A 24,902-nucleotide genomic window follows, 5' to 3' on the forward strand; every position below is an offset into this window, starting at 1 on the left:
TATAATTGAAATTTATTTTTAATGTATTATTTACAATAGTGTGTGTCATACAGTATAGTGGTATCAGGAGCTGATGTTTCATGGATATAAAAGAAACCATCAACGGGTTAACACAAGAAATGCGGCGCGGAACGATCATTATCGGCGTACTCAGTCAATTATCGGAGCCGCAGTACGGCTACTCTCTAGTCTCTATTTTGGAAGAAAAGGGGATTAACATCGATCCAGGGACCATGTACCCTCTATTGCGCAGGTTGGAGAAGCAAGAATTACTTGAAAGTAAGTGGGACACGAATGAAACTAGACCTCGAAAGTACTACATGCTGAGTCCTACTGGTAAGGAAGTTTACCGTCAGTTATGCCTGGAGTGGCAAATGATGACGGTCAGCCTTGATAGCTTAATTCGGGGAGGAACGGACGATGGAAGTAGTTAAACGGTACATTCATGCTGTAACGCAAAAGTTACCTGAACAACAGAGAGCAGATATAGAGAAGGAACTATACGGATTAATTGAGGATATGGTTGAAGAGCGCGTTCAAGGTGGAGAAATCACCCAGAATGACGTGGAAGAGGTGCTTCTTGAGCTTGGAAATCCAAGTGATCTAGCGGATAAATACAGAGGGAGTAAGCGATATCTGATCGGCCCGGAACTCTTTCCAACCTATCTATTCGTCCTCAAGATCGCGCTGGCAGCGATCGCAATTGCTACGACAGTTGCCTTTGTGATTGAGACTCTTCTAGATCCCGCTCAAATACAAAGTGAGTTAACAAGCTATATAAGTTCCATCATATCGGGCTTCTTCCAAGGATTTGCATGGGTAACGATCATCTTTTTCCTTGTAGATTATAAGGGCATTAATAAGAGTAAACTCGGCATGGATTCATGGAAACTATCCGATTTACCTCCCCTGCCCAATCAACAGGCCCGAATTAAAATGTCTGAACCCATTGTAAGCATCACGTTTACTATTATTTTGTTAGTGTTGCTAACCTTCTCAATCGATCTTTTTGGGGTTTCGTTCACTCGAGATATCAGTATTCGGACGATTATCCCCATTTTTGATGGAGAAGTGTTCCACAGGTTTCTGCCGTTCATTTGGATCGTATTCGCTATAAGCATACTGAGTGATATCATGAAAATCATTGCGGGGAGATGGAGCATCAAACTAATCACATTTGATATTGTGGCAATCGTCCTCCATTTCGTACTGGCAGTGTTCATGTTCGCGGATTCATCCATATGGAATCCTCATTTCATGCAGCTAATAGCAGAAACCGATCTGATCCTGAATGATAGCGATGCGTTGCAAACAATCCAAACAGTTTGGTCATATGCTACACAAGGAATACTTTCTATTATTGGAGTAATTCTGGGTATACAACTCATCACTACGATTATTAAATACTTCAAGATTAGGGATTTCTCATAACCAAAAGGCTGCCGATCATCGGCAGCCCTTTCTGTTATAAAATTATCCTATAGATATGCATTAGACTCTACTAATAAACTCTTCAATCTCTTCTTCAATAAGCTGTAATGCATCCTTCCAGAATTGTGAGGAGTGCACGTCAATGCCCATGATCTTAGCCGCATCAACAATATTATTCTTACTCGTAGCACTGAGAAAAGCATGATACTGGGCTACAAAAGCCTGCCCTCTTTTCTTATATTGTGCATAGAGACCTTTTGAGAACAATAGCCCGAAGGAATACGGGAAGTTTAAATATTCATTGCCCGCCAAAAAATACCCCATCTTGTTCAGCCACATATAAGGATGGATTGTAGCAGGATCAATGCCCTCGCCATAAACTTCTGTCATACAAGCAAGCATGAGTTCATTCAGTTCCTCAACGGACAGCGCACCAGACTGTCTTCGTTCATACATTTTATTCTCAAATAAATACCTGCCATAGAAATCAACAATATAATAACCAGCGTCCGATATACCCCTCTCCAAAATAGACACAGCCTCACCCGTCGGTGCGATCCGCAGTAGTTCGTTATTCACAATACTTTCACAGAAGATCGAAGCTGTTTCGGCGATAGGTGTAGGATAATCCGTATTTACCATCGTTTCATTTACCAGACAGGAACTATGATAGGCATGTCCTATTTCATGTGCAAGTACGCTGATATCGATATAACTTCCCGTAAAGTTAGTCAAAATTCTGCTTTCTTGTATCGGAAAAATATCAATACACATTCCATAGTTTCCTTTGCCCGCCCTCGGCTCCGCATCAACCCATCGATTGTCGAACACCTTCTGAGCAAAATCAGCTAGATCGTCACTAAAGGTTCTAAAGCTGGATACAATACAGTCCCTTGCTTCGGAATACGATACGGTAACATTACCTTCCCCTATTGGGGCAAAGATATCATAGAAGGGAAGACTTGTAGTGGTATGTCCCAAAAGCATCGCCTTCTTCTCATAATACTTATGAAATATAGGCAAGTTTTCTTGTATAGCCGATTGCATCGCCTGCAACGTTTGGGCATCCATTCTTGAAGCCGCAAGCACCTTCTCTAAAGGAGACTGATATCCTCTCATTCCATAGACCGTAATAGCTTCTCCACTTATGCCATTGATACAGGCTGCACTTTGCTCTGCAATGCTCTTACAAGCCTCGGCCTCCGCATTGTACGCTGCTTTTCTTAGAGAAGGATTTCTGTCATACGCCATATTCCTAAGCTCTGAAAGTGACACACTTCTGGACTCACCTTCCACATCCAGATTCGTGAGTACATTCGAAGCACACTGCATATAGAACCTTTGCCATGCTTTAGACCCGGTATTTTGCATTTTGGCAATAACACTCTCTATCTCTTCACTTAATAAAAATTTGGACTGGTCTAGAAGTTCGCTAAGATAGAATCGGTGCTCAGAAAGATACGGTGAAGTATCGATAATCGTATCCAACCTGTCTAATCCCTTGAGCCACTTGTTAAACTTCACAAAAGCATCCGTAGCTGCTGAACTCGTATCCACAATATCATCCAGAACGCTCATCGCTTCCGTACTACTATCAGCATTTAGTATTAAATCAGCATACGAATACAAACAGGTATATACACTCCTAAATGCATTGTAGCGTCTTAAGAAATCTTCCATTTTAGCAGCCGCGTGTTCATGATCATGCAGATTTACGTCAGCCCAATCATTTAATTCGGTTATATATTGACGAAGTAGCTCCTGATCCCCTTTAAATTTCTCCGACTCAAAGCAAGGATATAGAGTTTCTAAATCCCAAGTTAAATTCATTTATAAACATCCCCTTAAAAAATTTATATGATGTAAACATCAGGGTAGATGATATTAATGAATCCTACACGCTTTCACCTCGTCCGATTATTTAAGTAATCAGTTAATAATTTCTGTATAACAACTTTATTAAACACTAACTCGTTGAAAGATGCTGTGATTAAACGCAAGAGGAGCTTCTTCAAAGGAGATTGAACAAGAAAAGCTGCCCCCGTTCCCTTGGGCAGCTTATTGGCTATTCGAATTTGATATCGACTATTTCCCCGCTTTCCTCGAAAACCTATTTTACGATATACCTTATTTGAATCTGGATTCTGTGAATCAACATACAACATCGGCACCAAACCATCGGATGCAAGGACCGAGCATAGCTCTACCACTATAGCACTGGAATAACCCCTCTTTAAAAATAAGCAAAGTGGTTACTCTGGACATGTTGTTGTAGGGTTTAAGAAGGGTGGAAAAGAGATTCTTCCTCCACTAGAAGGTATCTATCCTATCAACGCGGAAGATGCGATACCACCCTCTAATAACTACGGGATTGAGCCCTATCAACCTCAAAGAATGATCTTTAATGAAGCAGCGGCAATGTAGATTACTACAATCTTAAATGAGTTTTTCGCATTTCAAATAGTATTCTGACTCACTATTCTAACTTCAACAGTAGAACAGGAAACTATCGTCCGATCTACGTAGAGGAATAGATTGCTGATCAAGCCGATTTCTCTGAAATAAGCGTTACTGTAAAAGAGGAATAACGAGTTGTAATACGATAATTAGATACTTCAAACCAAAGTAGAGAGGATTTTCTCTCTACTTTGTTCTCTTTAAGAGGTAAGTTTATTATATACATCATATTAATAATTCCAAAACCTAACTACGTTATAGTTATTTCAGGGCGATATAAGAGGGTTCTTCCTATTTTCGTTAAGTCCTTCTACCAAACAGCAAGTGAAATGAAGTATCCAGATGCAAGACGTCAAGCTGTTGTCTTGTATCCATTTAATAAGTAAAATGTGTATCTTCTATGAATATCATTCGCTTTGACCCTATATTTTTTATGGAATTAACATCCATATATATATAAATCTACATACTCCGGCTTTACAAAACTAAGTATTACATATATTCTGTATATAGGATGATCATCCAATATTTGTATTTGTAGGAGGGGATAATTTGTTCAAAAAAACAGTTGCCTTTGTAATTTCTTTTTTACTAATCTCATCTCTAGTTGGTTCAGTTAATGCTTCCCCAATTCAAACCTCTGTGAAAAAGGAGAGTTCCAAAACAACTAAGGGAATGTACTTGACCACAGACCCAATTAAAAATCGAGAGCTTATAAAATCCTATGGGAATCGGGCTTTAAATGACGAAATTAGCTATTACATTAATTCATCTACCTATGCTACTTCGGATTACACACTTTTAAATTCATATCCTACACAAGATGGCGACACATATTCTAATCTTTATGGTGTTGTCCGCCTTTACAAGGCAAACAATACAGGAAAACACACTATTTTTGTTTTAGAACAAGATTCTTCAATCTCAGGAGTTACGATTTCAAGTTCAAAATATTCAGGAATTACAAAATTAGGTTGGGCTAATTATTATGAGTCTACGGGTGGATCAATAAATTTACACGATTGGTCTCCAAAAGGTACTACAGAGCAAACTTCAACGAGTAGTTTTAATTGGTCAATAAATCCACAAATCGCTGGTAATGGTATTGGAAGTCTTGGTGGATCATTTCAATTAGTAAAAGGTCGCCTTGTAGGAACTCCAAGTACTGCAATATATACTGAAACTTGGACTGGTGACCCAGTACTTACTCCTGCTAATGTAGCACAACAGGGAGCTACGGCGTGGTTTGTTGAAAATGGAAATGGTCCTGGTCTTACTTTTCATTGGTATTGGAATTGGGGCTATAGTTACTGGAGCTAATTGAACCATAGAGGAAGGAGTACTCCCCCTTCCTCTAAATTCTATTGAATCGAGGCTACTATATGAAGAGGATAAAATATATCTTATTAATTATTGCTATTTTTCTCCTGAGTTCCTGTCAAAACGAAAATTCCAGTATGAAAGATAATAATTCTATAAAGGACAGTGTTTATAATAAAAATGAGACTATAAATCTTTATTATGAGATAAAAAATAAAGTTACCTCCGAAAATATAGGTTTTCAAGAAGTTTCTATAACTCGAGGGAAAAGTAACTATACGCAAATACACGAAAAGAGATATTTAACGAAAGAGTTTTTAACAGGGCTGGGAAAGGATTTAACTAATATAAAGGAATATGAATTGAACTCTGAATATTCATTATTATCCCTCACTGAAACTGAATATTTAAATGAGGAAAATAGGTTCGAAAAAAATGTTATTATTAAAAATCAAAATAAATCCAAAAATGTTATAACTAAATCTAAAGAATATACACAAGATGGGAAAGTAAATACTACTAATGATCAAGTTTCCTTTCCCAAAACTCAAACTATTAGTGCGGGATCATATTTTGAAATTCCTTTTTTTATCACTAATTTAGAAAAAGATGAGCATGTATTCTATACCACTATAGATGGTAAAATAAATAGTTTCAAAATTTCTGGAAATGAAGATATAAAAAATACTACAGAAGAAATAATTAGAACTACTAAAATGTCTACTATGGATGAAAAGGTGAAAATATGGGTTGAAGAGAACAGCAATATTATTGTTCAAATTGAAGAATATATTACAGAGGACAATATACTGGTAACTACTTTAACCAAGAAAAATAATCTGTAAATAATAGTGAATAACAAAAATAAAAGAGTGAATAATGCCTTTAGAATTAACCTGTGAGTGCATTTATCGTTTTTCAAGAAGTAACTACATACTTTCTCAATTCTTTATTAGAATGCAAAAAAGCTTCGCCCCCATTAGGGACGAAGTTACTCCGCGCTACCACCCTGTTTGGTGTATTTATCGTAAATACACCCTCTCTGCCATCATCTAACAATGATGCTCCAAATTAACGGTCGGATTCCGGACCCGCCTACTTCTTTTCGGGGATCTGCTCAGAGGTGATTGTTCGAATCCAGTTGCTGCTTGCTTCGCACCAACCAGCAGCTCTCTGATAGTTCACATAGATCTAATTGTCCTTGTCTTAGTATTTGGTTATTTTTTGCATTCTAATGTTATGATAAAAATTCGTCAATTAATTTCTTAATCCTCATCGTCATTTCCACCATGTCGAAGTAGGATATGTATCCGAGCCGATCAGCACGGTTTGCCCGATTTTCGGCGTCGAAATTTTCACACCCATCTTCTGGCCCGCTGTAGTTACGCGATCTATCGGATCATTCCAATCATGAAGTGATAGCGTAAATGCAGACCAATGGATGGGGATCATGATTCCGCCCTTCACATCTATATGAGCTTGTACCGTTTCCTCCGGCATCATATGAATGTCAGACCATCTGGTGTCATATTGACCACATTCCATCAATGTTAGATCAAAAGGACCATACTTTTCTCCGATTTGTCCAAAGTGAGGACCATAACCACCGTCTCCGCTAAAATACACCCTTGTCTCTTTCGTTGCGATTACCCAAGAGCACCATAACGTGGAACCACTATTAAATAAGCTTCTTCCCGAAAAGTGCCTTGCCGGGGTACAAGCAAGCTTTATCCCTTGGAATTCGAATTCATCCCACCAGTCATGCTCACTGATTCGCTTCGAATCGACCCCCCACCGTTCTAGATGGCTACCCACGCCGAGAGGCACGATAAATTGCGTCACCTTGTCCTTTATCTGCTTTATGGTCCCATAATCCAAATGGTCATAATGATCATGTGATAAGATAACTGCGTCGATGGCAGGTAAATTCTCAATTTCGAACGGTAACTCCTTACTATATCTTTTGCCGCCAAACATCTGCACAGGAGAAGGCGATTTGCCGAACATGGGGTCCAGCAATATTCTTTTCCCTTCAAGCTGAAGCAACAGGGCTGAGTGACCGAACCATGTAATGGAAGGCTGTGTTTGCCCCTCCAAACTATTCAGATCAAACTTGTCCATCGGAATCGCCTTAGCAGGTCTTACATTTGGGTTCCCCTTGGCATAATCGCGTAGTAAAGAGCCCATATTCTTAAGTTGAACTGTCTTCGAAGGTTCTGGATAAATGAACTTATTCTTTCTATAGTTTCGCGATTGGCGATACTTACGAAGCTGCTCTTGGGAAGGATTGCCGCCAAATGCCGGATATAGATTCAAGAATAGGATTGTTACGACTATTAATGTAATAATACTGATGAAAACGATCATTATAGTTAACCTCGCATTCATTGGCTCAAAATCAAAATCGGTGCTTGACGAAATAAAACGGGAAGTAATGTTACGTTTTGGAGGATGTTACCATCGCTGTTAAATGAGAATTTCCTGAATACACTATTGTAGTGGTTGAAATTCTCATTTAAAGGCGAACGCTCCGCTTGTCCACATTCCTCCAAAACTCCACTGCACGCTGGTTCTTATCAAGCACTGATTTCATGGATGAGCCCTTCATTAATTCATGTATGCATCAAGCCGCTAAGCCCGGAGCTCGTACTGACTTAACTTGCCTTCATAGATCAAATGCAGCCGGTCACTTTGCCGGAAATCATCCGGTGTTACAAGTGCAGGTAGCTTGTTCCATAACTTGATGCCGGACCGCTCCAGAATCTCTGCGACGAATTGCGAACAGAAGTAAGAGTTGCTGAATTCGACTGGTTCTTTCAGTGCGATGCCCACTACACCTAGAATGTTATAGAGATACTTTTGGCGCTTTTGGATAAACACCTGCAAGACCCGCTTCATCTTCTCGATTTCACGCTCGGATACTTGAAGCTCATAGATCACGCACGTCGTATTCGGATACTTGCTGAAAGTTCCTGTCTTCAGGTCCTCCTTCACAAACCCACCATTTAGGGGGTTGTTGGGGTGCTTTCGTCCGAAGCTGTACAACTCTGAAAGTTCCCGATTAAAGGAGATCGAGGCATGATTGTAAGGAGCCTTCGTGTAGGTTTGAATAACTCTTGTAAACAGAGTTCCGGTGTTCGTAAGCAAGATAAAAACCGATTGATCAGCTACCATTTACAAAACTTCCCCTTATCAAGTTTGGACTATTCCTTCATAATAACATATGATCCCTTTAATGAAATCCTACCCTGCGATAAGTTGGTGATTGGTAATGGACAGTTCACTATTGACCTTAATTCTTATTTTTGCAACCTTATCGGCTATCCAATTGATCTATTATGCGATAGGCAAAATACAGCCGGATAAAGACTATACAGGCATTGGATTTCGCATCACAACCTGGTGGGGCATGCTCTTCATTTTTTGCTTAGCAACGCTGTTAAACCCCGTCGTTTCACTTCTGTCCCTCATGGTACTCAGCTTCTTCGCACTGAAAGAATATTTCTCCATGATTCGATCAAGAAAAGCCGATCGCAGACTGTTTCTGTGGGCATACTTATCCATTCCCCTGCAGTTCTATTGGATTTATATCGAATGGTACGGGATGTTTATTGTCTTTATTCCTGTGTATGTATTCTTGCTCCTTCCGCTCCCACGACTGATCAACAAAGGAACAGTAGGATTTCTGCGCAGTGTCAGCCGGGCTCAATGGGGGCTTATGCTCATGGTTTTTGGGCTTAGTCACCTGGCCTATTTTCAATTTGCTACGCCACAGTATGGCGCGGGACTTGTACTTTTTCTAGTGGTGTTGACCCAGCTTAATGATGTCGTGCACCATCTGGCCTCGATCTATTTCGGCAAGCGGAAAGTAGTCCCCACTTCTAACCCACATTTGACTTGGGAAGGTTTCGCATGTGCGTTCCTCGTAACGACAGGGGTATCCTATCTGATATATCCTTATCTGACGCCGCTGGACCTGACCTTCGGGATCCTATCTGGCATGCTGATCAGCTTGAGTGGTTTCTTCGGTAGCTTAACGGTGTCAGTGCTGAAGCGGGATTTGTTAATCGGGGATGACGATAGGTTCGAGGCTTTGAAAAAAAGCTACTTAAGTCGAATCGACAGTTTGACCTACACCTCGCCCGTCTTTTTTCACGTCATCCGATATTTTTTCGACTTCATGTAATTATGATTTAAGCCGCTTTTTATCGAGCTTCCCTAATGAAGTATAGGGTAAATCATCCACAACAATGATTTCTTTGGGCATTTGAAATCGAGCCAGTCTAGGGCGCAGCCATTGAAGAAGCTCCTCTTCTGTCGTTTCTGCCTGAGGAGTTAGTCGGACAATGGCTTTCAGCCGCTGTCCAAACTGCTCGTCCTGCATTCCGATTACGGCCGCATCCTCAATTTGAGGGTGCGTGAGCAGGAGCTGTTCCACTTCAAGAGGATATACATTTTCCCCCGCTGAGACGATCATACTGTCCGCTCTTCCACGCAGAAAATAGTAGCCCTTCTCATCTTGATAGCCTAAATCACCAGTTTCGATCCAGGAATTAACCCCGTTTCTCATGGACCAACTGTTGCTAATGCAAAATTGACCCACCGTGCGAGCTTCTACTTCCTCTTTGCGCTCATTCATTATTTTTAAGCGGACGCCCTTAATCTTTCTGCCGATCGTATATGCGGAATATGCTAGATCCTGTGGCGTTGCGATGATATTCAAGCCCGCTTCTGAAGTGCCATACAGATTGTACAAGACCTCTCCCAATTGACCCTGCGTCTCTTTTACCAGTTTGGGATTGAGCTCTGCACCACCTGAAGCGATACAAGCAAGGGATTTCAAATCATCCGCGTTCGTATTTAACATTTTATGTAACATTAAAGGGACAACCGTTACCACTTCAACTTGGTGCTCCCGAATCAAGCGGCATGCTTCCTCTGCATCAAATCCACGATGAACAACTACTTTCTTTCCCAAAGCGCAAAATAAGATCAGTACCGCTACTCCATAACCGTGATAAATAGGCGTCGCAATATAAGCAGTGTGATAATTCAAGATTTTTAAGCGAATAAGGAAGTCGTGGAAAGGATTTAAATAATTAAATAGCGAGGGTTTATGTGCAGCTTCCTTAGCATTTCCTGTGGTCCCACCGGTCAGAAGCACAAGTTTGCTTGTGGAAGTTCGGTACCTTTTATGCTTAGTGTAATTTCTCGTAGAAAATAGGTTGCTTATCGCCGGAAGCGTATCATGATAGCTAAGTAGTTTGGACTTTGTATATGAAGATTGTTCAAGCAAGGGACTTCGTTCTTCATCAAGGACCATGAGGTCAAAATCATGGCGCTCAAGGATGTTATTCAACTGGCTCTCGCTCATTTCCGCATTAAGCAAATATACATCTGCCCCGGATAAAGAAACCGCAAAAATCGCCTTTACTAAAGAAGCATGATTTTTACACAAAAAACCCACTTTCTTGCCGCTTGCTAGTTGGTAACTCTCCCTCAAAACGACCGAAAGCTCTTCGGATTGTGCAAACAACTGGCTATAAGTTAGGCTTTCCTGCTCATCTACTAACGCTATCTTTTCTCCGTAAGTCCGGGCTGAAAAATTCAGCAACGTCATCAAATTGATTCCAAATGTATAAATGGCGGAAGATAACCGAAACAAGGATAACGGGGAAAATAGTCTGATTTTGTACATAACATGGAACAATTTAAATAGCCTCATTGCCGTTTCCCCCTTTTCCTTAACCTTCTCGGGATTGAAAATTCCAGGCACCTTCTGAATAATAAGGATCCTAGCTGGCCGACAATCAACCACCATGGTTTATATGTTTTTCTTTTCGTATATATGGAATTGCAAATAATCCTTGCAACATGCTGTGGTGACATGGCAGGTAGTTTTTGATAAGCAGCGGTTGGCAGGATCATAGGTGTTCTGACTAACGGAAGATAGATTGAGGTAGTGAAGACCCCGTTCATATTTAGTTCAGGAGCGGCAGATCGAAACCAAGTATCAAAAGCCGCCTTCGACGCTTGATAAGCCGCCCAATGGGGCATCGGGAGCAACAGCGTATTTACGGTCGAGATGTTGATGATGTGTCCTTGTTTTTTTTCAATAAGAGGAAGCGTAGATAAGAGTAATTGAACCGGGGCAAAATAATTGATCGCCATTGTACGAGTAAAATCATGATAGCGGTCCAAGGACTGATGAATGGAACGCCTGATGGAATGACCCGCATTACTTATAACGATATCCAGCCCATCCGGAAGCTGATGAAGAAAGGCGAGTAATCCCTCCATCTCCTGCTCATTTCGAAGATCCGCCGGGAACACACTTATTTGGGCAGCTTTCATTTCAATGGCGGTTTTCATGGCTACAAGCTTGTCCACTCGTCTTGCCACCAATATGAGATGAACCTTAATCTCGGCTAGCATATATGCCAGCTGCTCACCTATTCCAGAACTTGCACCCGTTATAAGAACAGTCTTTCCTTCCAGTTGAACTGTGACCTTATTTGTAGACAGTTCTGAAAAAGAGCCTTTCGTTAGGCAGTCAACAGATGACTTCTGAATTCATCAGGAGTCATCTGTTTTAATGTCCACTGGTAACGCTCCGTATTGTAATATTCCATATAGTCATTTACTCGAACTCGTAATTCCTGAATGGTCGTACACGATTTATACTCTAGCTCATCCTTCATATGACCGAAGAATGTCTCCATCGAGGCATTATCCCAGCAATTCCCTTTGCGGGACATGGACTGCTTAATGCCAGCCTTATTGACGAGAAGATGAAACTTTGGGTGAGTATAATGCATCCCTTGGTCAGAGTGTAAAATGGCCTCAGGATGAATATTGCTATCCAGTCGATCCAGCAACCTTTCCATAGTCCGTTCCACTAGCGATAGGGCCAAAGAGGAGGAGAGATAATGAGCCAAAACTTGTCTCGTCGATCCATCCTTCACCACGGACAGATAGGCACATTGTCCATGCCCATAGTGCATATAGGTTATATCCGTCAGCAGTACCTTCTCAGGCTCTCCTTGGTCAAACTCACGCTTTAGTAGATTTGGACATGTTTGGTGCTCTTTTGTAGCTTTCGCCATCTTACGATAGGGATTGGCTTGCCGAATCGTAGCAATAAGGTTATATTTTCGCATTAATCTTCGAATCTTCTTGTGGTTCATGACAACGCTGCTCTTCCGTTCAAGTCTCATCTTCACTACTAAGGCTCCAGCTTTACCATTCAAATCGTCAAAGTGCTTTTGGATAAGGAAAGCGTCACGCTCATCTGCTTCCTCTCGTAACTGTCTGGATTCCTCAGCCGCAAGCCAGCGGTAATAACCGCTTAAACTCACATGGGCCAACTTGCATAGGTAGCGCGTCATACGCTGTAGGCCGTGCTTGCGGATGGTGTGGTTAATGATCTGGAAGCGCTCGGAGGGTGTCAACGTTTCCTCAGCATTTTCTGCTTTTCGAGCGCCTCGAGCTTTTTTAAAAAGTCATTCTCCATCTCAAGTAGCTTGATTCGTGCTTCCGCACGTTTTAGTTTTTCTTCGGTGGAGAGTTCTCCTGCAGGTCTTCTGCCCGTAGATCCTTTTCCCCGATGATTCTCAAGCAGTCCATCTTCTCCATGAGCCTGGTAAGAATTACGCCAACGGTTTAGGCAATGCTTGGGTTTCTTACGACCGATAATATCCATATTAAATCCGGCTTTGAGGAAAATCTCCATCGGGGTTTGTCCCTCTTTATAGGCCTTAACTGCTGCAAGTTTAAACGTAGGTGAATACGTAATACTCTTCTCCGTCACGTTCTCGACATTTGGATTCCCCTCTAGCTGTTTAATCTCATTTTCGTTGAACATCTTTAAATCACCTCTCGTTTTATTGATGAGTTCTTCCACGGTTTTGTTTCAATAGTTCGATTAAAACACAAATGACCCGTAAGAGGGTCACTTTTTTCAAAGTTTCCATCTTACGGGTCACAGTTCAGGTTCACGATCCAGCTTCTGTTTATTTAAGAAAATCGACGGGAATAATAGATGTTCGAGAAGGTTGTAAGTAGACATAAGAGCTCCCTTCCTGCCTGAAGGGTTACCTATACAGGCACGCTCCTATGTTTTCGACAGGATCAGAGAAATTCCTTTTTACTGTGATTTACGCTAGAATAACCCCCACCCTATAGTGGTAAATGATTCCGGCTATTGCAGTCTCTTTTGTTTTGTATTATATTAATTGACATATCAACTATTGACTCCTCAAATATATACAAACAACAGAAAGCAGGGAATAACAACTATGAATAACTTTCAGAAAACAAATGATTTCAACGAGATTGTATATGGACGTCGGTCCATTAAAGAATATGATCCAAGCGTAAAAATTAGCCGTGAGGAAATGACGGAAATTTTGGCCGAGGCCACTTCGGCACCGTCTTCAATCAACATGCAGCCTTGGCGTTTTGTCGTCATTGATAGTGAAGAAGGAAAAGGAACGTTAGGTGATCTTGCTAAATTCAACAAAGAAAAAGTCTTAAGTTCATCGGCTGTCATCGCTGTCTTTGCAGATATGAATAACATCGACTATGCCGAAGAAATCTACGGCAAAGCTGTTGAGCTTGGATATATGCCTAAGGAAATCAAAGAGTTTCAACTGAATGCATTCAAACCTCTCTATGAAGCGATGCCCGAGAAAAACATGAGAGAAACCATCATACTTGACGCTGGCCTTGTATCGATGCAGCTTATGCTTGTCGCACGGGCACACGGCTATGACACGAACCCCATTGGTGGTTATGAGAAAGATCAAATAGCAGAAGTATATGGCCTGGATAAAGATCGTTATATCCCTATTATGCTAATTACAATCGGTAAAGCAGCAAATGAAGGATTCCAAACTTACCGTTTGCCTGTTGAAACTATTACGACTTGGAAATAATATCGTCTCGATTACAAAAAAACTCGTCCTATGCTGAGAATGCACTGGACGAGTTTTCTATTTTTACGGGTTGAGTACCATATTTATTTACTTCTCCACACCCGACGGGTTATCCCAACATTCAACGTGCTCTAGACCCTTAATACTATCTTTATAAAACACAGGGTCCTTCCCTGCACGTTTCTGCTTCTTGTAATCATGTAAAGCAGCGAAGGCGACTTTAGATAGTAAAAGGATGGCAATCAAGTTAACGACCACCATAAGACCCATAAATAAATCAGCCAAATTCCATACCAATTGAACCTTAGCTACAGAGCCAAACACAATCATACCCAGAACACTATATCTATAGATTGTTAACACTGACTTTTTTGAGTTCAAAAATTCTATGTTCGTTTCACCGTAATAATAATTCCCAATTAACGTACTGAATGCAAAGAGGAGAATCATAATGGCTAATGAGCCTGATGCCCATGAACCTATATGCTCGCTTAATGCAGCTTGCGTCAGTTTGATACCGTCTAACCCTGGCTGCTTATACGCATCGGACAGCAATATAATAAATGCGGTACTAGAACAAATAATTAACGTATCTGTAAGTACCCCAAGTGCTTGCATAAGTCCCTGTTTAACAGGATGACTTGTGGTTGCAGTAGCCGCAGCATTGGGTGCACTACCCATACCTGCTTCGTTCGAGAACAACCCGCGTTTCACACCTTGTAGAATCACTGCCCCAAAAGATCCACCCACAACTTGTTCGAATCCGAATGCGCTCTTCACAATAAGTGCTAGAACTTCAGGCAATTTGGTAATATTGAGTAGCATAATGATTAGAGCACTCCCGATATAAATCACAGCCATAATGACTACGATGTATTCAGACATTCTGGCGATACGCTTGATCCCGCCGAAGATAATAACCCCAAATACAGCAGCTATGATAAGCCCCAGAACGATCCGATTGGTCCCAAATGAATTCTCGAAGGCCACTGTAATCGTATTGGACTGAACAGCGTTAAATACGAGACCAAACGATAACGTAATCAGTATAGCAAATATCGCTCCCATCCAACGCTTGTTCAGACCTTGTTCCATATAATAGGCAGGCCCGCCTCGAAATCCGGTCTTATCTTTCACTTTGTACACCTGTGCTAATGTACTCTCAATAAAGCTGGATGCTGAACCAATTATCGCAATAATCCACATCCAGAAGACCGCCCCTGGACCCCCTAATGCAATAGCAATCGCGATACCGGTTATATTACCTGTCCCGACCCTAGCCGCCATACTTATACAAAAGGCCTGGAACGATGAAATGCTATCTTTAGACCTTTCATTAGAACCTTTAAGAACTACAAACATTTCCTTCAACATACCAAACTGTACAAACTTCGATCTGATGGTGAAATAAATACCACAAACAATAAGAAGAACGATCAAAATCTTTGACCAAAGAAACTCATTTGTTACAGTAATCAAATTATCTAATACTTGTTGCATGTAATCCGCCTCTCTTGCTATCTGTCGAAACCCAGTTGCAAAACATTTTCCACTATAATATTTTCAAAGATAACAACAATTATTTCAATAACTAATAAATTACAGAAACTTATTATGGGAATATTGGGCTAAACTACTCTGCAACAACTTCATTATTAATTCTTGCAGCTCCACCGGGCTTATGACTTTCACTTCGGGGCCATACGAGAGCAATTTTCGTGCCATAAAGGGGAACTCATCCGGAGGAACCTGCCCGCACCATTTGTTCTGTTGAACAGGCTTGAATAGAGGTTCCGATTCTGCGAGCCTCGCTCCAAAGTCAGTAAACTGCAATACCACTTCCACGCTTGCCCTGTTATCTTCTGAGCTTAGCCAATCTTTAAGCGTTGGAATAGAACCGTCCATGCGATGAAGTATATCAAACTGTTGTATTCTATCAACCCGATACAGTAAGATTCGTTCCTTGTTCTTAGCGGGCATATACCAATAACCATGCTCATAATAGATGCCAAGCGGGTATGCCTCCACCTTCTTCGTTCCATTGCGGGATGTATATATGAACTCAGCCTTACTCTTCTCGACTGCAACACTTAGTATTTTTGTAGTCATAGGTTCTGGTTGCACGCAATGATGTTGAAGAAAGGCAATGTGTTGTCTCATGCGAGTGATCGAATCTTGTACATCAACCGGCAAGCTTGAAAAGTATTGTTCCGCTAGCTGGGCACGAATCGAGCCATAGGGGAAGTCAGATACTTTCTCCAAGTATTCAATCATCATAAACAGCCCAAACGCCTCATGCTCTGTAAGTTGAAGCGGTGGCAAAATTCTGTTCGGTAGCACATGGTAACCTCCGTTCGCTCCCACCTCTGCATATAGAGGAAAGCCCATCTGTTGCAAATGGTCTAGGTCTCGTTGAATCGTACGAACCGATACGTTGAACCGCATCGCCAACTCACGAGCAGTAAATTTTTTTCTCGAATCTAATAACCTCATCATACTTAGTCTTCGATTATTCATCTTCTCACCTAATTACGTCATATTTTGTCATAGTTATAGGGTATCATAAACCATAGAAAGGAGCGATTGAATATGAAAAATAATAAAGTGGTGCTGTATATCGCCATGAGCTTGGATGGTTACATTGCAAGGCTCGACGGTTCAGTAGATTGGTTGATGGATGTCGAAGCTGATGGTGGGGACGGTGGCTATGGAGAGTTTTATAAAACAGTAGGCACGGTTATAATGGGTCGCCTCACATATGACGAGGTGCTGTTACTCGCTGATGAATTCCCCTATGCTGACAAACCATGCTACGTTCTGACTAGATCGCAACAAGCCCCTGCACCGCACGTTACATTTACGGATGAAGCCCTTACCACACTTATTCCAAGGTTAAAACTCACATCAGAAGGCGATGTATGGCTTGTAGGAGGAGGGCAACTTGTTGGTGATTTTTTAGCGGCCAATTTGTTAGACGAACTTCAAATCACTATCATTCCTAAGGTACTTGGTGAAGGTATCCCCCTGTTTCCACAAGGAACCGTGCCTAGCACTTTTCATTTAACGCATATACAGAAGATCGGCCAAATGGCTTCACTGATTTACAAATCAATTGAGAATTAATAAATCGAGCCAATCGGTGTAGATTTAGGTATAAAATGCATAAAAGGATAAACGCCATTTATGTCGAATTGCGTTTATATGATGATGCGAATAAAGAATAAAACCACACTAAAATATATAACCATAATTCTAATATTTATTAGCGTTCTCCTCGGCCTCCGATGGGCCTGGTCCCAGATATTCTCCACATCTGAGTCCCCTCGTGCTGTGAATGGTGTACTCGACATGCGCGGCATAGACTTAGATACATCCTCAAGCATTCCTCTGGATGGCCAATGGGGACTTTACCCGGGTAAGTTCGTTTCCTATCGAGATATACCTTCGATCGAAAGTCAACCCCGTTATATTCAAGTTCCGGGAGATTGGAGCAGTGTGCTGTCAGAAGGCACCCGCTCCTCTTTGGGTTATGCAACGTATCGACTACGTATTCTAGTTGATCCATTGAAACAACCTATCTCATTTTGGTTACGAGGATTAGAAACCTCTTCTGAGGTAGAGATAAATGGGAAGGCCGAAGGCACTTTTGGAAAACTAGCCGAGAACGCCAATGAATACACCCCTAAAAGTGTTTCTTACACAGCTTCCTACTTTGCTCAGGGCGTGGAAGAAATTGAATTACTCATTCGAATAGCTAACTTCGATAATCCTGATAACGGTGGTATCATGAACTCCATTCGTTTTGGCTCTCAAGCAGAAATCGACTACGTGCGTTGGTACTCGATCGGATTTCAACTTGTTGCGTTTATTATTTTGCTGCTTCACGGTTTGTATGCATGCATCCTCTATTTATTCAATCGCCAGGAACAATCCCTATTCGTTGTCAGTCTGTTAACGCTGGCGGTCGGAGTATGTATTGTAATTGGTCATGATAACCTACTCTTACTATGGCTGCCGATCAATTATACATGGGCGCTAAAAATCAACCTGCTTGCTCATTTTTGGCAAACCTTTTTTATTCTACTTATTTTCAGAAAATTCTCTTCGGTTATTCCAAAAAAGAACAAATGGTTGCGAATATATACCATCGCCCTCATTTCTTATTCAGCATTTATATTGGTTTCATCCGCCTCACTGGTCAATGTAACGGTTGGATTAGGGATATATACTTTCTTCTATTTGCTGCCCATTGCTTGGTCTATTTGTTTAGTGGGAATCACGATCTTCAAGAAGCAAGACGACGTCGACATCATCTTCTTACTATTATCGGCAGCAAGTATTATGTCTAACTTTCTTTGGACCTTATTAATCTCTCATAAAGAGGTTAATGTCGTATACTATCCATTAGATATCATTGCAGCCCTTATTGGCTTTTCTACGTACTGGTTCAAGAAATTTTTGCGTAATACTAGAGAAAATACCCTGCTGAACAAACAGTTAAAAAAATCCAACAAACTGAAAGACCAATTTCTTGCCAATACTTCACACGAATTGCGGACACCGCTGCACGGTATAATGAACATCGCTCAGACCGTTGTAACCAAAGAACAAGCGAATATGGACAAGAAAAGCCTAAAAGATATGGAACTTCTTATCACCATAAGTCGCCGCATGTCTTACATGCTCGGCGATCTTCTCGATGTCGCAAGGCTTCAGGAGCAACGCATCGTGCTGAAGCAAGAGCCCCTAAAGATTCAATCCATCGTTCCCGGGGTCATCGAAATGCTAAGATTTATGATAGAAGGCAAACCTATTCAACTAAATATAGATATAGCGGAATCGATGCCGCCGGTAATGGCCGATGAGAAAAGACTTGTGCAAGTTCTGTATAACTTATTACATAACGCCATCAAATTTACGGAAGAAGGGACGATCTCAGTGTCCGCCGAGATGCGGCACGGATATGCCTTGATCCATGTCTCCGACACCGGGGTTGGCATGAACAAAGACACACAGACGCGAATATTTCTCCCTTATGAACAAGGGTCTTATGGGGTAAGCGATGGGAGAGGAATCGGGCTTGGCTTAAGCATCTGCAAGCAACTAATAGAATTACACGGCGGTGCATTAACCGTACGGTCCGACATAGGGAAAGGATCCGTATTCAGTTTTGACCTGCCGTTAGCGGGGATGGTGGATCTCCCACTATCGCAGCACCCTCTTCTGACCCATCCTGTAACGGAAGGAACAGAAGATCAACAAGCAAGATTCATCTTCCATGATGCCGCAATCGATGAAGTGGCAGCCTCTTCACTTATCCCGCCGCTTTTAAATGAAGTGAAGGCGAGTATCCTTGCAATTGATGACGACCCAATTAACTTGAATGTGCTTGTTGGAATCCTGTCGACGGAGCCTTACAACATTACAACAGCCAATTCTGCCCTTGAGGCATTGGAACTACTAGGTACCCGGCAGTGGGATCTACTGATTGCCGATGTCATGTTGCCGCATATATCAGGTTACGAATTGACTCAGAAAGTAAGGGAGCATTACTCTGCAGCCGATCTTCCAGTTCTGCTACTGACGGCACGTAGTCAGTCGGCTGACATCTACACTGGATTCTCTTCGGGAGCGAACGACTATGTGACCAAGCCGGTAGACGCACTGGAACTTAGATACCGAATTAGGGCTCTAATCACCTTGAAGCAATCGGTCAATGAACGTTTACGCATAGAAGCCGCTTATCTGCAGGCACAAATCCATCCGCACTTTATATTTAATACGCTCAATTCAATTATGGCACTTAGTGATATAGATGCGAAAAAAATGCAAGATCTGGGCGATGCCTTTGCTTCGTTTTTAAGGATCAGTTTTGATTTCATAAATACAGGAGAACTGGTCAAGCTTTCCCATGAGTTGGAGCTTGCCGAAGCCTACTTGTATATTGAAAAAGTGCGATTTGAAGACAGGTTAAATATCCAATGGGAGGTTGAGCCCGGCATCCACTTGCATCTCCCTCCACTTCTGATACAACCACTGATTGAGAATGCTGTTAGACACGGCATACTTAGTCAACACAAAGGTGGAACGGTTCATATTCGGATTACACGCCAGGATAACTTCACACTTGTTGAAGTAAAAGATAATGGCAAGGGTATGGAACAAGAAAAAGTAAATCAACTATTGAGTCCAACCATGAAGGGAAATAGTGGAATTGGCCTTTCCAATACGAATCGACGACTAACACAATTGTACGGCCAAGGCCTGTCTATCATCAGTAAACCGGGCGAAGGAACAACCGTCTCATTCGTCATTCCGGATACTAATGCAGTGGATCGATAGTCTTTCAATTGAACTAATGTAATGGAAGGAATGGGAAACTCCTCGTAGAAGTGGTAAAGTATTTCTTAAGTAGGGGATTTTCAGGATGATAAATGCCCTTTTCACACTATTTCTACCTATAATCGGGAGGCATAAGCAATGAGAGATGAACTTATCGCAGAACTGAATGCTTGGCATGAAGGGGATGAGTACAACCAAATAGTCGATCGAATTAATGAAATTCCTACACCGCTGATTGACGATGAACTAGCCATTCATTTGGGGAGAGCCCTGAACAATCTGGGACGTTACAAAGAAGCGCTGAAGTGGTTCTTGAAGGTTGACGAAGAGTTAAAGAATAACCCACTATGGCATTTCCGTGTGGGGTACGCCTATTATTATTTGGATCAACTTGAAGATGCTATCAGAGAATTTGAGATTGCACATGAAATGGACCCTGAAGATGAAGATACATCTACGTTCTTGGAATGGAGCCGGAATGAAGCAGCGCAAGCTCAATCTGACGCAAATTCTTCTGAGGAATCTGACGAGTCTGACATCTAGAGACGAACGAATAAAGAACTCCCCATCGTGCATCCAATACGGATGATGATGGGGAGTTCTTGTTAATCCCAATCTTTATTTAGCATTCCATTATATATGCCTGGTACTGAGCCTTCGATGATCGTAGCCCCAATCGTTTTAGCATAAAATTCAGTTGGGCCTGCGCCTCCAATAATGGCATATCCATAACCTTCGGTTCGCATCAATTGCAGAGCATATAAGCATAACATGGTGCCAATTCCTCTACCCTGTTCCTTCTCATCAACGCCTGTAGGACCAAAAAAACCTTTAGCTGTAACGTCGTAACAAGCAAATCCCAGCATTTTATTGTCTTCAATAGCCACTAGGCAATTTACAGCAGGGCGGGAAAATGCGACTTCACATTCACTTACCCAAGGGAGACCGAAATGTTCACTAACCCATCCCGTCACAACATGTTTTTCTGGGGGCATTGCACGCCTTATCGTCACCCCAGTACGTTGTTTGAAATCTTCAATGGACTCAACTTCATTTAGTTCATACAGCTTTACAAGCATATCGGACATAGTTCAAACTCCTCCTCTGACTGCATATGTACATCCCCAATGCGCGTAAGGAATGCAACAAGGCATCTTGGGAAACATCGGTTTAGACTAAAGACCCGTGGTCCAGTTAGCTGCATTTTGCATCAAGCGAATCATTTGCGGGTGACCAAGTGCCTCTGTAGTATGGCCCGGCGTCATACCTACCACTTTACCACTTCCCACCGAGTGTGCCCAGGCGCAAGCGGCGGTCACTACTTCGGATGTGCTTAACATCAACATATCAGTGCGGGAGACATCGACCGAACAATAGTAATGTTCGTCCATAGCAGTGAATCCAGTAATGCCTTCCAATACCGGATGAGAGACGTTACGAATCGTAACGTTCTCAACAGGCACGTGATCATGCGAGTGTCCTAGAAATCTACCAGAATTCAGTTCGACGTAGAATGGGCTATCTTCCTCGATCAAGACTAAACCTGCATGAACGAACATGGCACCCATTCCGTCTTTAACTTTGGCTATGAAACGATTCTGCTCTTCATGCGTAATGTCTGCTTCCCCGTCCGGACGACCCACAGTAAATAACATCGTCAAATCTACTTGTTGTTCAGTTTCTAGTATATCTCTTAAACGGTTGGTCAAGACGACATTCCACTCATTTGAATTAAAGACCTTGGCAATTTCCGGATCGATGACTTCTTTTGGATGATAAAAATCATCTCTTACGACATAAACCGTCTTCAGCATATAACAACCACCTTATTCATTGTTAGTATTACTACTCAATTCCGAGTTTTTTTCTATTTTCCTCGTATTTCTTTTGTTGATATGCCACTACTTTATCAAATCCTAATTTATCGCGCTCTTTAATAAATTTATTAAAGGTTTCATCAAAATCAGCATCATTCTTAGATAGCAATAGCTTCGTCAATGTCTTGCCCCACAATTGTTTGATATTCGTCGCTATGATACCTTCTTCAGACGTACCTGCAGGATCAAGCTGATTAAACTCCGAGAAGTTATAAGTTTTGCCCTTTGACCATTCCTGAGAGGTTAAGTACGGTTCAATAGTCGGCGGTGCCCAGTTTAACCACATGTTCGTATCCATAAGCATCCAAAATGCCTGTTGTGCTCCATACTTAGTGCTGCCACTAGTATCTTTCAAATATGATTCTATGAATTGATCCTTGCCGTTAACATTCTCATAGGTTATACCTTCTACACCTAATGCAATGTCCTTTTGACCCTCTTCACTAATCATGTAGGTCATAAATTCGATAGCTCTTTTCTTATCTTTTACATTCTTAGAGATAAGAGTGAATGTCCAACCGTTAATACTTGGGCCTGCAAGTGTTGGCTGATCTAAATTAGAGTTCGACGGCCCGTCAATCGGAATATAAACCTTATTCGGGTCACTCAAATAAACCTCGGCATTTTGCGGTCCAACGTCTGAAACTTGATATAGCATGGAGAAATAACGACCTTGTGTAACTTTCTCATCCACTTGCGGACGCTTGTCGATAAAGATATCTTTAGAGAGTAATCCCATTTCGTTCGCTTTGCGGAATGTTTTTAACCATTTGATATACTCAGGATCCGTAGTGCGGTCATATAACTTCCCGTCTTTTTCTTGCGGAATAGCTAAGAAGTTCTGCAAAAAGTTTTCAAGCGAGTAGTTACCATTGTCTGTGAATTCGTGAAAGGTTAACGGAATGAGCGGTTGCCCGTCTACGTCTGGATACATTTCTTTTGCCGCCTGTAGAGCATTAAGGAAACCTTCTGGAGTTCTCATGTCCGGTTTACCAAGTGCTTCATACATATCTTTACGGACAAGGAATGATTGGTTCGATGTATATTGCACACCATATTTCGTGAAATCATTTGGTGAAGAAGAGGCGTTCGGATAACCGTAGAAATTACCGTCTTCCTGTGTGAACCATCTTACTTTATCTGGATCTGAAGCATTGAAGAAATACGGATCGTATTTGTCAGCTAGCTCATTCCATGATTCTACCAAACCACCGTCGATCAATTTCTGGACCGCACCATCATCTACACCCAATGTGAGGAAGTCGGGTAAGTCACCAGATGCGATCATCGTTTGGAGCTTCTCGTTCTCATTCCCAGCTGGAACGATCAGATTAACGTTAACGCCGGTTTTTTCAGTGATGTACTTAGAAGTATAGTCTTCCCCCCACTTATTAGTGAACCATGAGAAGTTTACATACCAATCAAACGTGATCGGAGTCAAGTCAGACTTCCAACCTGGTACGTTAGGGTCTAGTACTACAGGCTCAGCTGAATTAGAAGAACCTGTGTTTTCTGAAGACTTAGTAGACGAACATGCGACTGAGACAAATACCATGCAGAAAAGCATTCCAACGATCAGACCTTTACGCATTTTGCTCAACTTCAAAACCCCTTTTCGTATGTGTATTTATGTACATCTTTGTATTGAAACAAAGTCTGTAGCCGAGGGAATTTAACCTTTCATTGAACCGATCATGAAGCCCTTCACGAAATACTTCTGCAAGAATGGATACACCATGACGATAGGTACTGTCGTAATTACCATTGTCGCTAGTTTGACAGACTGCGAGGTTACGGTCCGGACAACGTTACCAGGTACTACAGATGCAATCTGATTCGATCCAGATAATGCGACGATCCGATACAAGAACGTTTGAATCGGCTGTAGGTCAGGGTTGTTCGTGTAGATAACAGCTGTGAAGTAGTCATTCCACTGAAAGACCCCGTGGAACATAGCAATTGTCGCCATAACTGGCATAGACACAGGAAGAACAATGCGATAAAAAATTTTCAGATCATTCGCTCCATCAATTTTCGCCGCTTCTTCCATACCTTCAGGAATATCGCGGAAGAACGTGAGAAAAATAATAAGATCGAAGAAGCTAAACATCGCTGGAATGATATAAACCCAAAAAGTATCCAATAAATGAAGGTCGCGGATTAGTAGGTAGGATGGGATTAGCCCTCCACCAAAAAACATCGTAACCGTTCCTATAAGCATGTAGATATTTTTCCCGATCAAGTCTTTTCGCGATACCCCATAAGCAACCATCGCCGTAAACAATACATGTACAACAGTACCAATTACCGTTTTTGCAACCGTTACACCCATCGATGTCATAAGGCCTTTATTTTTGAAAACAGCCTCGTAACTTTCTAGACTGAACACTCTAGGGTACCAGTAAATACCGCCCCTCATAGCGTCGACGCCGTCGTTAAAGGAATTGATCAACACATACCATATCGGATAGAGCGTGATGAAGCAGATGAACACCATTAACAACACATTGCCCCAATCAAAGAGTGAATCTCCTAAATT

Annotated in this window: 22 protein-coding genes, 1 pseudogene and 1 other annotated feature; of the genes and pseudogenes, 9 read left to right on the forward strand and 14 right to left on the reverse strand. The window is 41.7% G+C overall.

All coding sequences use genetic code 11. From position 1 onward, the window contains the following. Window positions 1–80: 80 nt before the first annotated feature. Both NST85_RS28215 and NST85_RS28220 read left to right on the forward strand, forming a co-directional pair. Entirely contained in the window at window positions 81–434 is a 354-nt protein-coding gene (locus NST85_RS28215) for a PadR family transcriptional regulator (protein ID WP_127191584.1), read from the forward strand. Continuing rightward, entirely contained in the window at window positions 421–1,431 is a 1,011-nt protein-coding gene (locus NST85_RS28220) for an HAAS signaling domain-containing protein (protein ID WP_127191583.1), read from the forward strand. The genes NST85_RS28215 and NST85_RS28220 overlap by 14 nt, the downstream gene beginning before the upstream one ends. A 60-nt stretch (window positions 1,432–1,491) precedes the next feature. Here the strand turns inward: NST85_RS28220 and NST85_RS28225 are convergent, their stop codons facing one another. Beyond that, window positions 1,492–3,261: a M3 family oligoendopeptidase gene (locus NST85_RS28225; RefSeq protein ID WP_127191582.1), complete on the reverse strand. Its 1,770-nt coding sequence runs from the start codon at window positions 3,259–3,261 to the stop codon at window positions 1,492–1,494. A gap of 74 nt (window positions 3,262–3,335) precedes the next feature. Then, a pseudogene (locus NST85_RS28230) lies at window positions 3,336–3,653 on the reverse strand (GNAT family N-acetyltransferase); the annotation flags it as partial. Window positions 3,654–4,440: 787 nt separating this feature from the next. On the opposite strand from NST85_RS28230, the gene NST85_RS28235 reads away from it, so the two are divergent. Beyond that, a complete protein-coding gene (locus NST85_RS28235; RefSeq protein ID WP_341190973.1) occupies window positions 4,441–5,208 on the forward strand; it encodes a hypothetical protein in 768 nt (255 codons plus the stop codon). A gap of 137 nt (window positions 5,209–5,345) precedes the next feature. Continuing rightward, window positions 5,346–6,053 carry a hypothetical protein gene (locus tag NST85_RS28240; RefSeq protein ID WP_341190974.1) on the forward strand — a complete coding sequence of 236 codons (708 nt, stop codon included), beginning with the start codon at window positions 5,346–5,348 and terminating at the stop codon, window positions 6,051–6,053. A 133-nt stretch (window positions 6,054–6,186) separates the two neighbouring features. Continuing rightward, window positions 6,187–6,425, reverse strand: a binding site (T-box leader). 61 nt (window positions 6,426–6,486) lie between these two features. Here the strand turns inward: NST85_RS28240 and NST85_RS28245 are convergent. After that, the gene (locus NST85_RS28245) at window positions 6,487–7,575 is read right to left on the reverse strand and encodes an MBL fold metallo-hydrolase (RefSeq protein ID WP_127191579.1); all 1,089 of its coding nucleotides are present in this window, start codon (window positions 7,573–7,575) and stop codon (window positions 6,487–6,489) included. Between the two features lie 264 nt (window positions 7,576–7,839). Next, complete coding sequence (locus NST85_RS28250) at window positions 7,840–8,382, reverse strand: hypothetical protein (RefSeq protein WP_127191578.1); 543 nt, start codon at window positions 8,380–8,382, stop codon at window positions 7,840–7,842. A 97-nt stretch (window positions 8,383–8,479) separates the two neighbouring features. On the opposite strand from NST85_RS28250, the gene NST85_RS28255 reads away from it, so the two are divergent. Continuing rightward, complete coding sequence (locus tag NST85_RS28255; RefSeq protein ID WP_127191577.1) at window positions 8,480–9,394, forward strand: phosphatidate cytidylyltransferase; 915 nt, start codon at window positions 8,480–8,482, stop codon at window positions 9,392–9,394. Here NST85_RS28255 and NST85_RS28260 read toward each other — a convergent pair whose 3' ends face one another. From NST85_RS28260 to NST85_RS28275, 4 genes are read right to left on the reverse strand one after another with little or no spacing between them, the layout of a single operon-like run. Further along, complete coding sequence (locus tag NST85_RS28260) at window positions 9,395–10,933, reverse strand: AMP-binding protein (protein ID WP_341190975.1); 1,539 nt, start codon at window positions 10,931–10,933, stop codon at window positions 9,395–9,397. Next, on the reverse strand, window positions 10,930–11,781 hold the full coding sequence (locus NST85_RS28265) for an SDR family NAD(P)-dependent oxidoreductase (protein WP_341191179.1): 852 nt from the start codon (window positions 11,779–11,781) through the stop codon (window positions 10,930–10,932). The genes NST85_RS28260 and NST85_RS28265 overlap by 4 nt, the downstream gene beginning before the upstream one ends. After that, a complete protein-coding gene (locus NST85_RS28270; RefSeq protein ID WP_246054466.1) occupies window positions 11,754–12,659 on the reverse strand; it encodes an IS3 family transposase in 906 nt (301 codons plus the stop codon). The genes NST85_RS28265 and NST85_RS28270 overlap by 28 nt, the downstream gene beginning before the upstream one ends. After that, window positions 12,656–13,072: an HTH domain-containing protein gene (locus tag NST85_RS28275; protein ID WP_246054465.1), complete on the reverse strand. Its 417-nt coding sequence runs from the start codon at window positions 13,070–13,072 to the stop codon at window positions 12,656–12,658. Before NST85_RS28275 ends, NST85_RS28270 begins: the two co-directional genes overlap by 4 nt. 433 nt (window positions 13,073–13,505) lie before the next feature. Here NST85_RS28275 and NST85_RS28280 point away from each other — a divergent pair, with 433 nt between their 5' ends. Further along, window positions 13,506–14,144 (forward strand): nitroreductase family protein, encoded by a 639-nt coding sequence (locus NST85_RS28280; RefSeq protein ID WP_341190976.1) that lies wholly within the window; start codon window positions 13,506–13,508, stop codon window positions 14,142–14,144. An 87-nt stretch (window positions 14,145–14,231) separates the two neighbouring features. Here NST85_RS28280 and NST85_RS28285 read toward each other — a convergent pair whose 3' ends face one another. After that, window positions 14,232–15,644 carry an alanine/glycine:cation symporter family protein gene (locus tag NST85_RS28285; protein WP_341190977.1) on the reverse strand — a complete coding sequence of 471 codons (1,413 nt, stop codon included), beginning with the start codon at window positions 15,642–15,644 and terminating at the stop codon, window positions 14,232–14,234. Window positions 15,645–15,743: 99 nt separating this feature from the next. Further along, window positions 15,744–16,661, reverse strand: coding sequence for a helix-turn-helix transcriptional regulator (locus NST85_RS28290; protein WP_341190978.1), 918 nt, complete (start codon window positions 16,659–16,661; stop codon window positions 15,744–15,746). A gap of 72 nt (window positions 16,662–16,733) precedes the next feature. On the opposite strand from NST85_RS28290, the gene NST85_RS28295 reads away from it, so the two are divergent. The 3 genes from NST85_RS28295 (at window position 16,734) to NST85_RS28305 (ending at window position 21,029) form a co-directional block, all read left to right on the forward strand. Next, window positions 16,734–17,267: a dihydrofolate reductase family protein gene (locus tag NST85_RS28295; protein WP_127191571.1), complete on the forward strand. Its 534-nt coding sequence runs from the start codon at window positions 16,734–16,736 to the stop codon at window positions 17,265–17,267. A 225-nt stretch (window positions 17,268–17,492) separates the two neighbouring features. Continuing rightward, window positions 17,493–20,486: a hybrid sensor histidine kinase/response regulator gene (locus tag NST85_RS28300; RefSeq protein ID WP_341190979.1), complete on the forward strand. Its 2,994-nt coding sequence runs from the start codon at window positions 17,493–17,495 to the stop codon at window positions 20,484–20,486. A gap of 138 nt (window positions 20,487–20,624) precedes the next feature. Continuing rightward, window positions 20,625–21,029 carry a tetratricopeptide repeat protein gene (locus tag NST85_RS28305; protein ID WP_341190980.1) on the forward strand — a complete coding sequence of 135 codons (405 nt, stop codon included), beginning with the start codon at window positions 20,625–20,627 and terminating at the stop codon, window positions 21,027–21,029. 62 nt (window positions 21,030–21,091) lie between these two features. On the opposite strand, the gene NST85_RS28310 is transcribed toward NST85_RS28305, so the two are convergent. The 4 genes from NST85_RS28310 to NST85_RS28325 all read right to left on the reverse strand — a co-directional run bounded on the left by NST85_RS28310 (window position 21,092) and on the right by NST85_RS28325 (window position 24,860). Beyond that, on the reverse strand, window positions 21,092–21,574 hold the full coding sequence (locus NST85_RS28310) for a GNAT family N-acetyltransferase (RefSeq protein WP_341190981.1): 483 nt from the start codon (window positions 21,572–21,574) through the stop codon (window positions 21,092–21,094). Window positions 21,575–21,661: 87 nt separating this feature from the next. Continuing rightward, on the reverse strand, window positions 21,662–22,300 hold the full coding sequence (locus tag NST85_RS28315; RefSeq protein WP_341190982.1) for a ThuA domain-containing protein: 639 nt from the start codon (window positions 22,298–22,300) through the stop codon (window positions 21,662–21,664). Between the two features lie 31 nt (window positions 22,301–22,331). Continuing rightward, a complete protein-coding gene (locus tag NST85_RS28320; RefSeq protein ID WP_341191180.1) occupies window positions 22,332–23,954 on the reverse strand; it encodes an extracellular solute-binding protein in 1,623 nt (540 codons plus the stop codon). Between the two features lie 81 nt (window positions 23,955–24,035). Beyond that, on the reverse strand, window positions 24,036–24,860 hold the full coding sequence (locus NST85_RS28325) for a carbohydrate ABC transporter permease (protein ID WP_370877732.1): 825 nt from the start codon (window positions 24,858–24,860) through the stop codon (window positions 24,036–24,038). Window positions 24,861–24,902: the final 42 nt, after the last annotated feature.

Source organism: Paenibacillus sp. FSL K6-2524, assembly GCF_038005525.1.
GTDB classification, from domain to species: Bacteria; Bacillota; Bacilli; order Paenibacillales; family Paenibacillaceae; genus Fontibacillus; species Fontibacillus anaericanus.

Coding starts and splice junctions, on each gene's coding strand:
- NST85_RS28245 (WP_127191579.1), bottom strand. CDS start 7,575: ATGATCGTTTTCATCAGTATTATTACATTAATAGTCGTAACAATCCTA.
- NST85_RS28325 (WP_370877732.1), bottom strand. CDS start 24,860: ATGGTGTTCATCTGCTTCATCACGCTCTATCCGATATGGTATGTGTTG.
- NST85_RS28300 (WP_341190979.1), top strand. CDS start 17,493: ATGCGCGGCATAGACTTAGATACATCCTCAAGCATTCCTCTGGATGGC.
- NST85_RS28275 (WP_246054465.1), bottom strand. CDS start 13,072: ATGTTCAACGAAAATGAGATTAAACAGCTAGAGGGGAATCCAAATGTC.
- NST85_RS28240 (WP_341190974.1), top strand. CDS start 5,346: ATGAAAGATAATAATTCTATAAAGGACAGTGTTTATAATAAAAATGAG.
- NST85_RS28250 (WP_127191578.1), bottom strand. CDS start 8,382: ATGGTAGCTGATCAATCGGTTTTTATCTTGCTTACGAACACCGGAACT.
- NST85_RS28305 (WP_341190980.1), top strand. CDS start 20,625: ATGAGAGATGAACTTATCGCAGAACTGAATGCTTGGCATGAAGGGGAT.
- NST85_RS28295 (WP_127191571.1), top strand. CDS start 16,734: ATGAAAAATAATAAAGTGGTGCTGTATATCGCCATGAGCTTGGATGGT.
- NST85_RS28310 (WP_341190981.1), bottom strand. CDS start 21,574: ATGTCCGATATGCTTGTAAAGCTGTATGAACTAAATGAAGTTGAGTCC.
- NST85_RS28215 (WP_127191584.1), top strand. CDS start 81: ATGGATATAAAAGAAACCATCAACGGGTTAACACAAGAAATGCGGCGC.
- NST85_RS28285 (WP_341190977.1), bottom strand. CDS start 15,644: ATGCAACAAGTATTAGATAATTTGATTACTGTAACAAATGAGTTTCTT.
- NST85_RS28260 (WP_341190975.1), bottom strand. CDS start 10,933: ATGAGGCTATTTAAATTGTTCCATGTTATGTACAAAATCAGACTATTT.
- NST85_RS28280 (WP_341190976.1), top strand. CDS start 13,506: ATGAATAACTTTCAGAAAACAAATGATTTCAACGAGATTGTATATGGA.
- NST85_RS28255 (WP_127191577.1), top strand. CDS start 8,480: ATGGACAGTTCACTATTGACCTTAATTCTTATTTTTGCAACCTTATCG.
- NST85_RS28290 (WP_341190978.1), bottom strand. CDS start 16,661: ATGAATAATCGAAGACTAAGTATGATGAGGTTATTAGATTCGAGAAAA.
- NST85_RS28225 (WP_127191582.1), bottom strand. CDS start 3,261: ATGAATTTAACTTGGGATTTAGAAACTCTATATCCTTGCTTTGAGTCG.
- NST85_RS28320 (WP_341191180.1), bottom strand. CDS start 23,954: ATGCGTAAAGGTCTGATCGTTGGAATGCTTTTCTGCATGGTATTTGTC.
- NST85_RS28220 (WP_127191583.1), top strand. CDS start 421: ATGGAAGTAGTTAAACGGTACATTCATGCTGTAACGCAAAAGTTACCT.
- NST85_RS28315 (WP_341190982.1), bottom strand. CDS start 22,300: ATGCTGAAGACGGTTTATGTCGTAAGAGATGATTTTTATCATCCAAAA.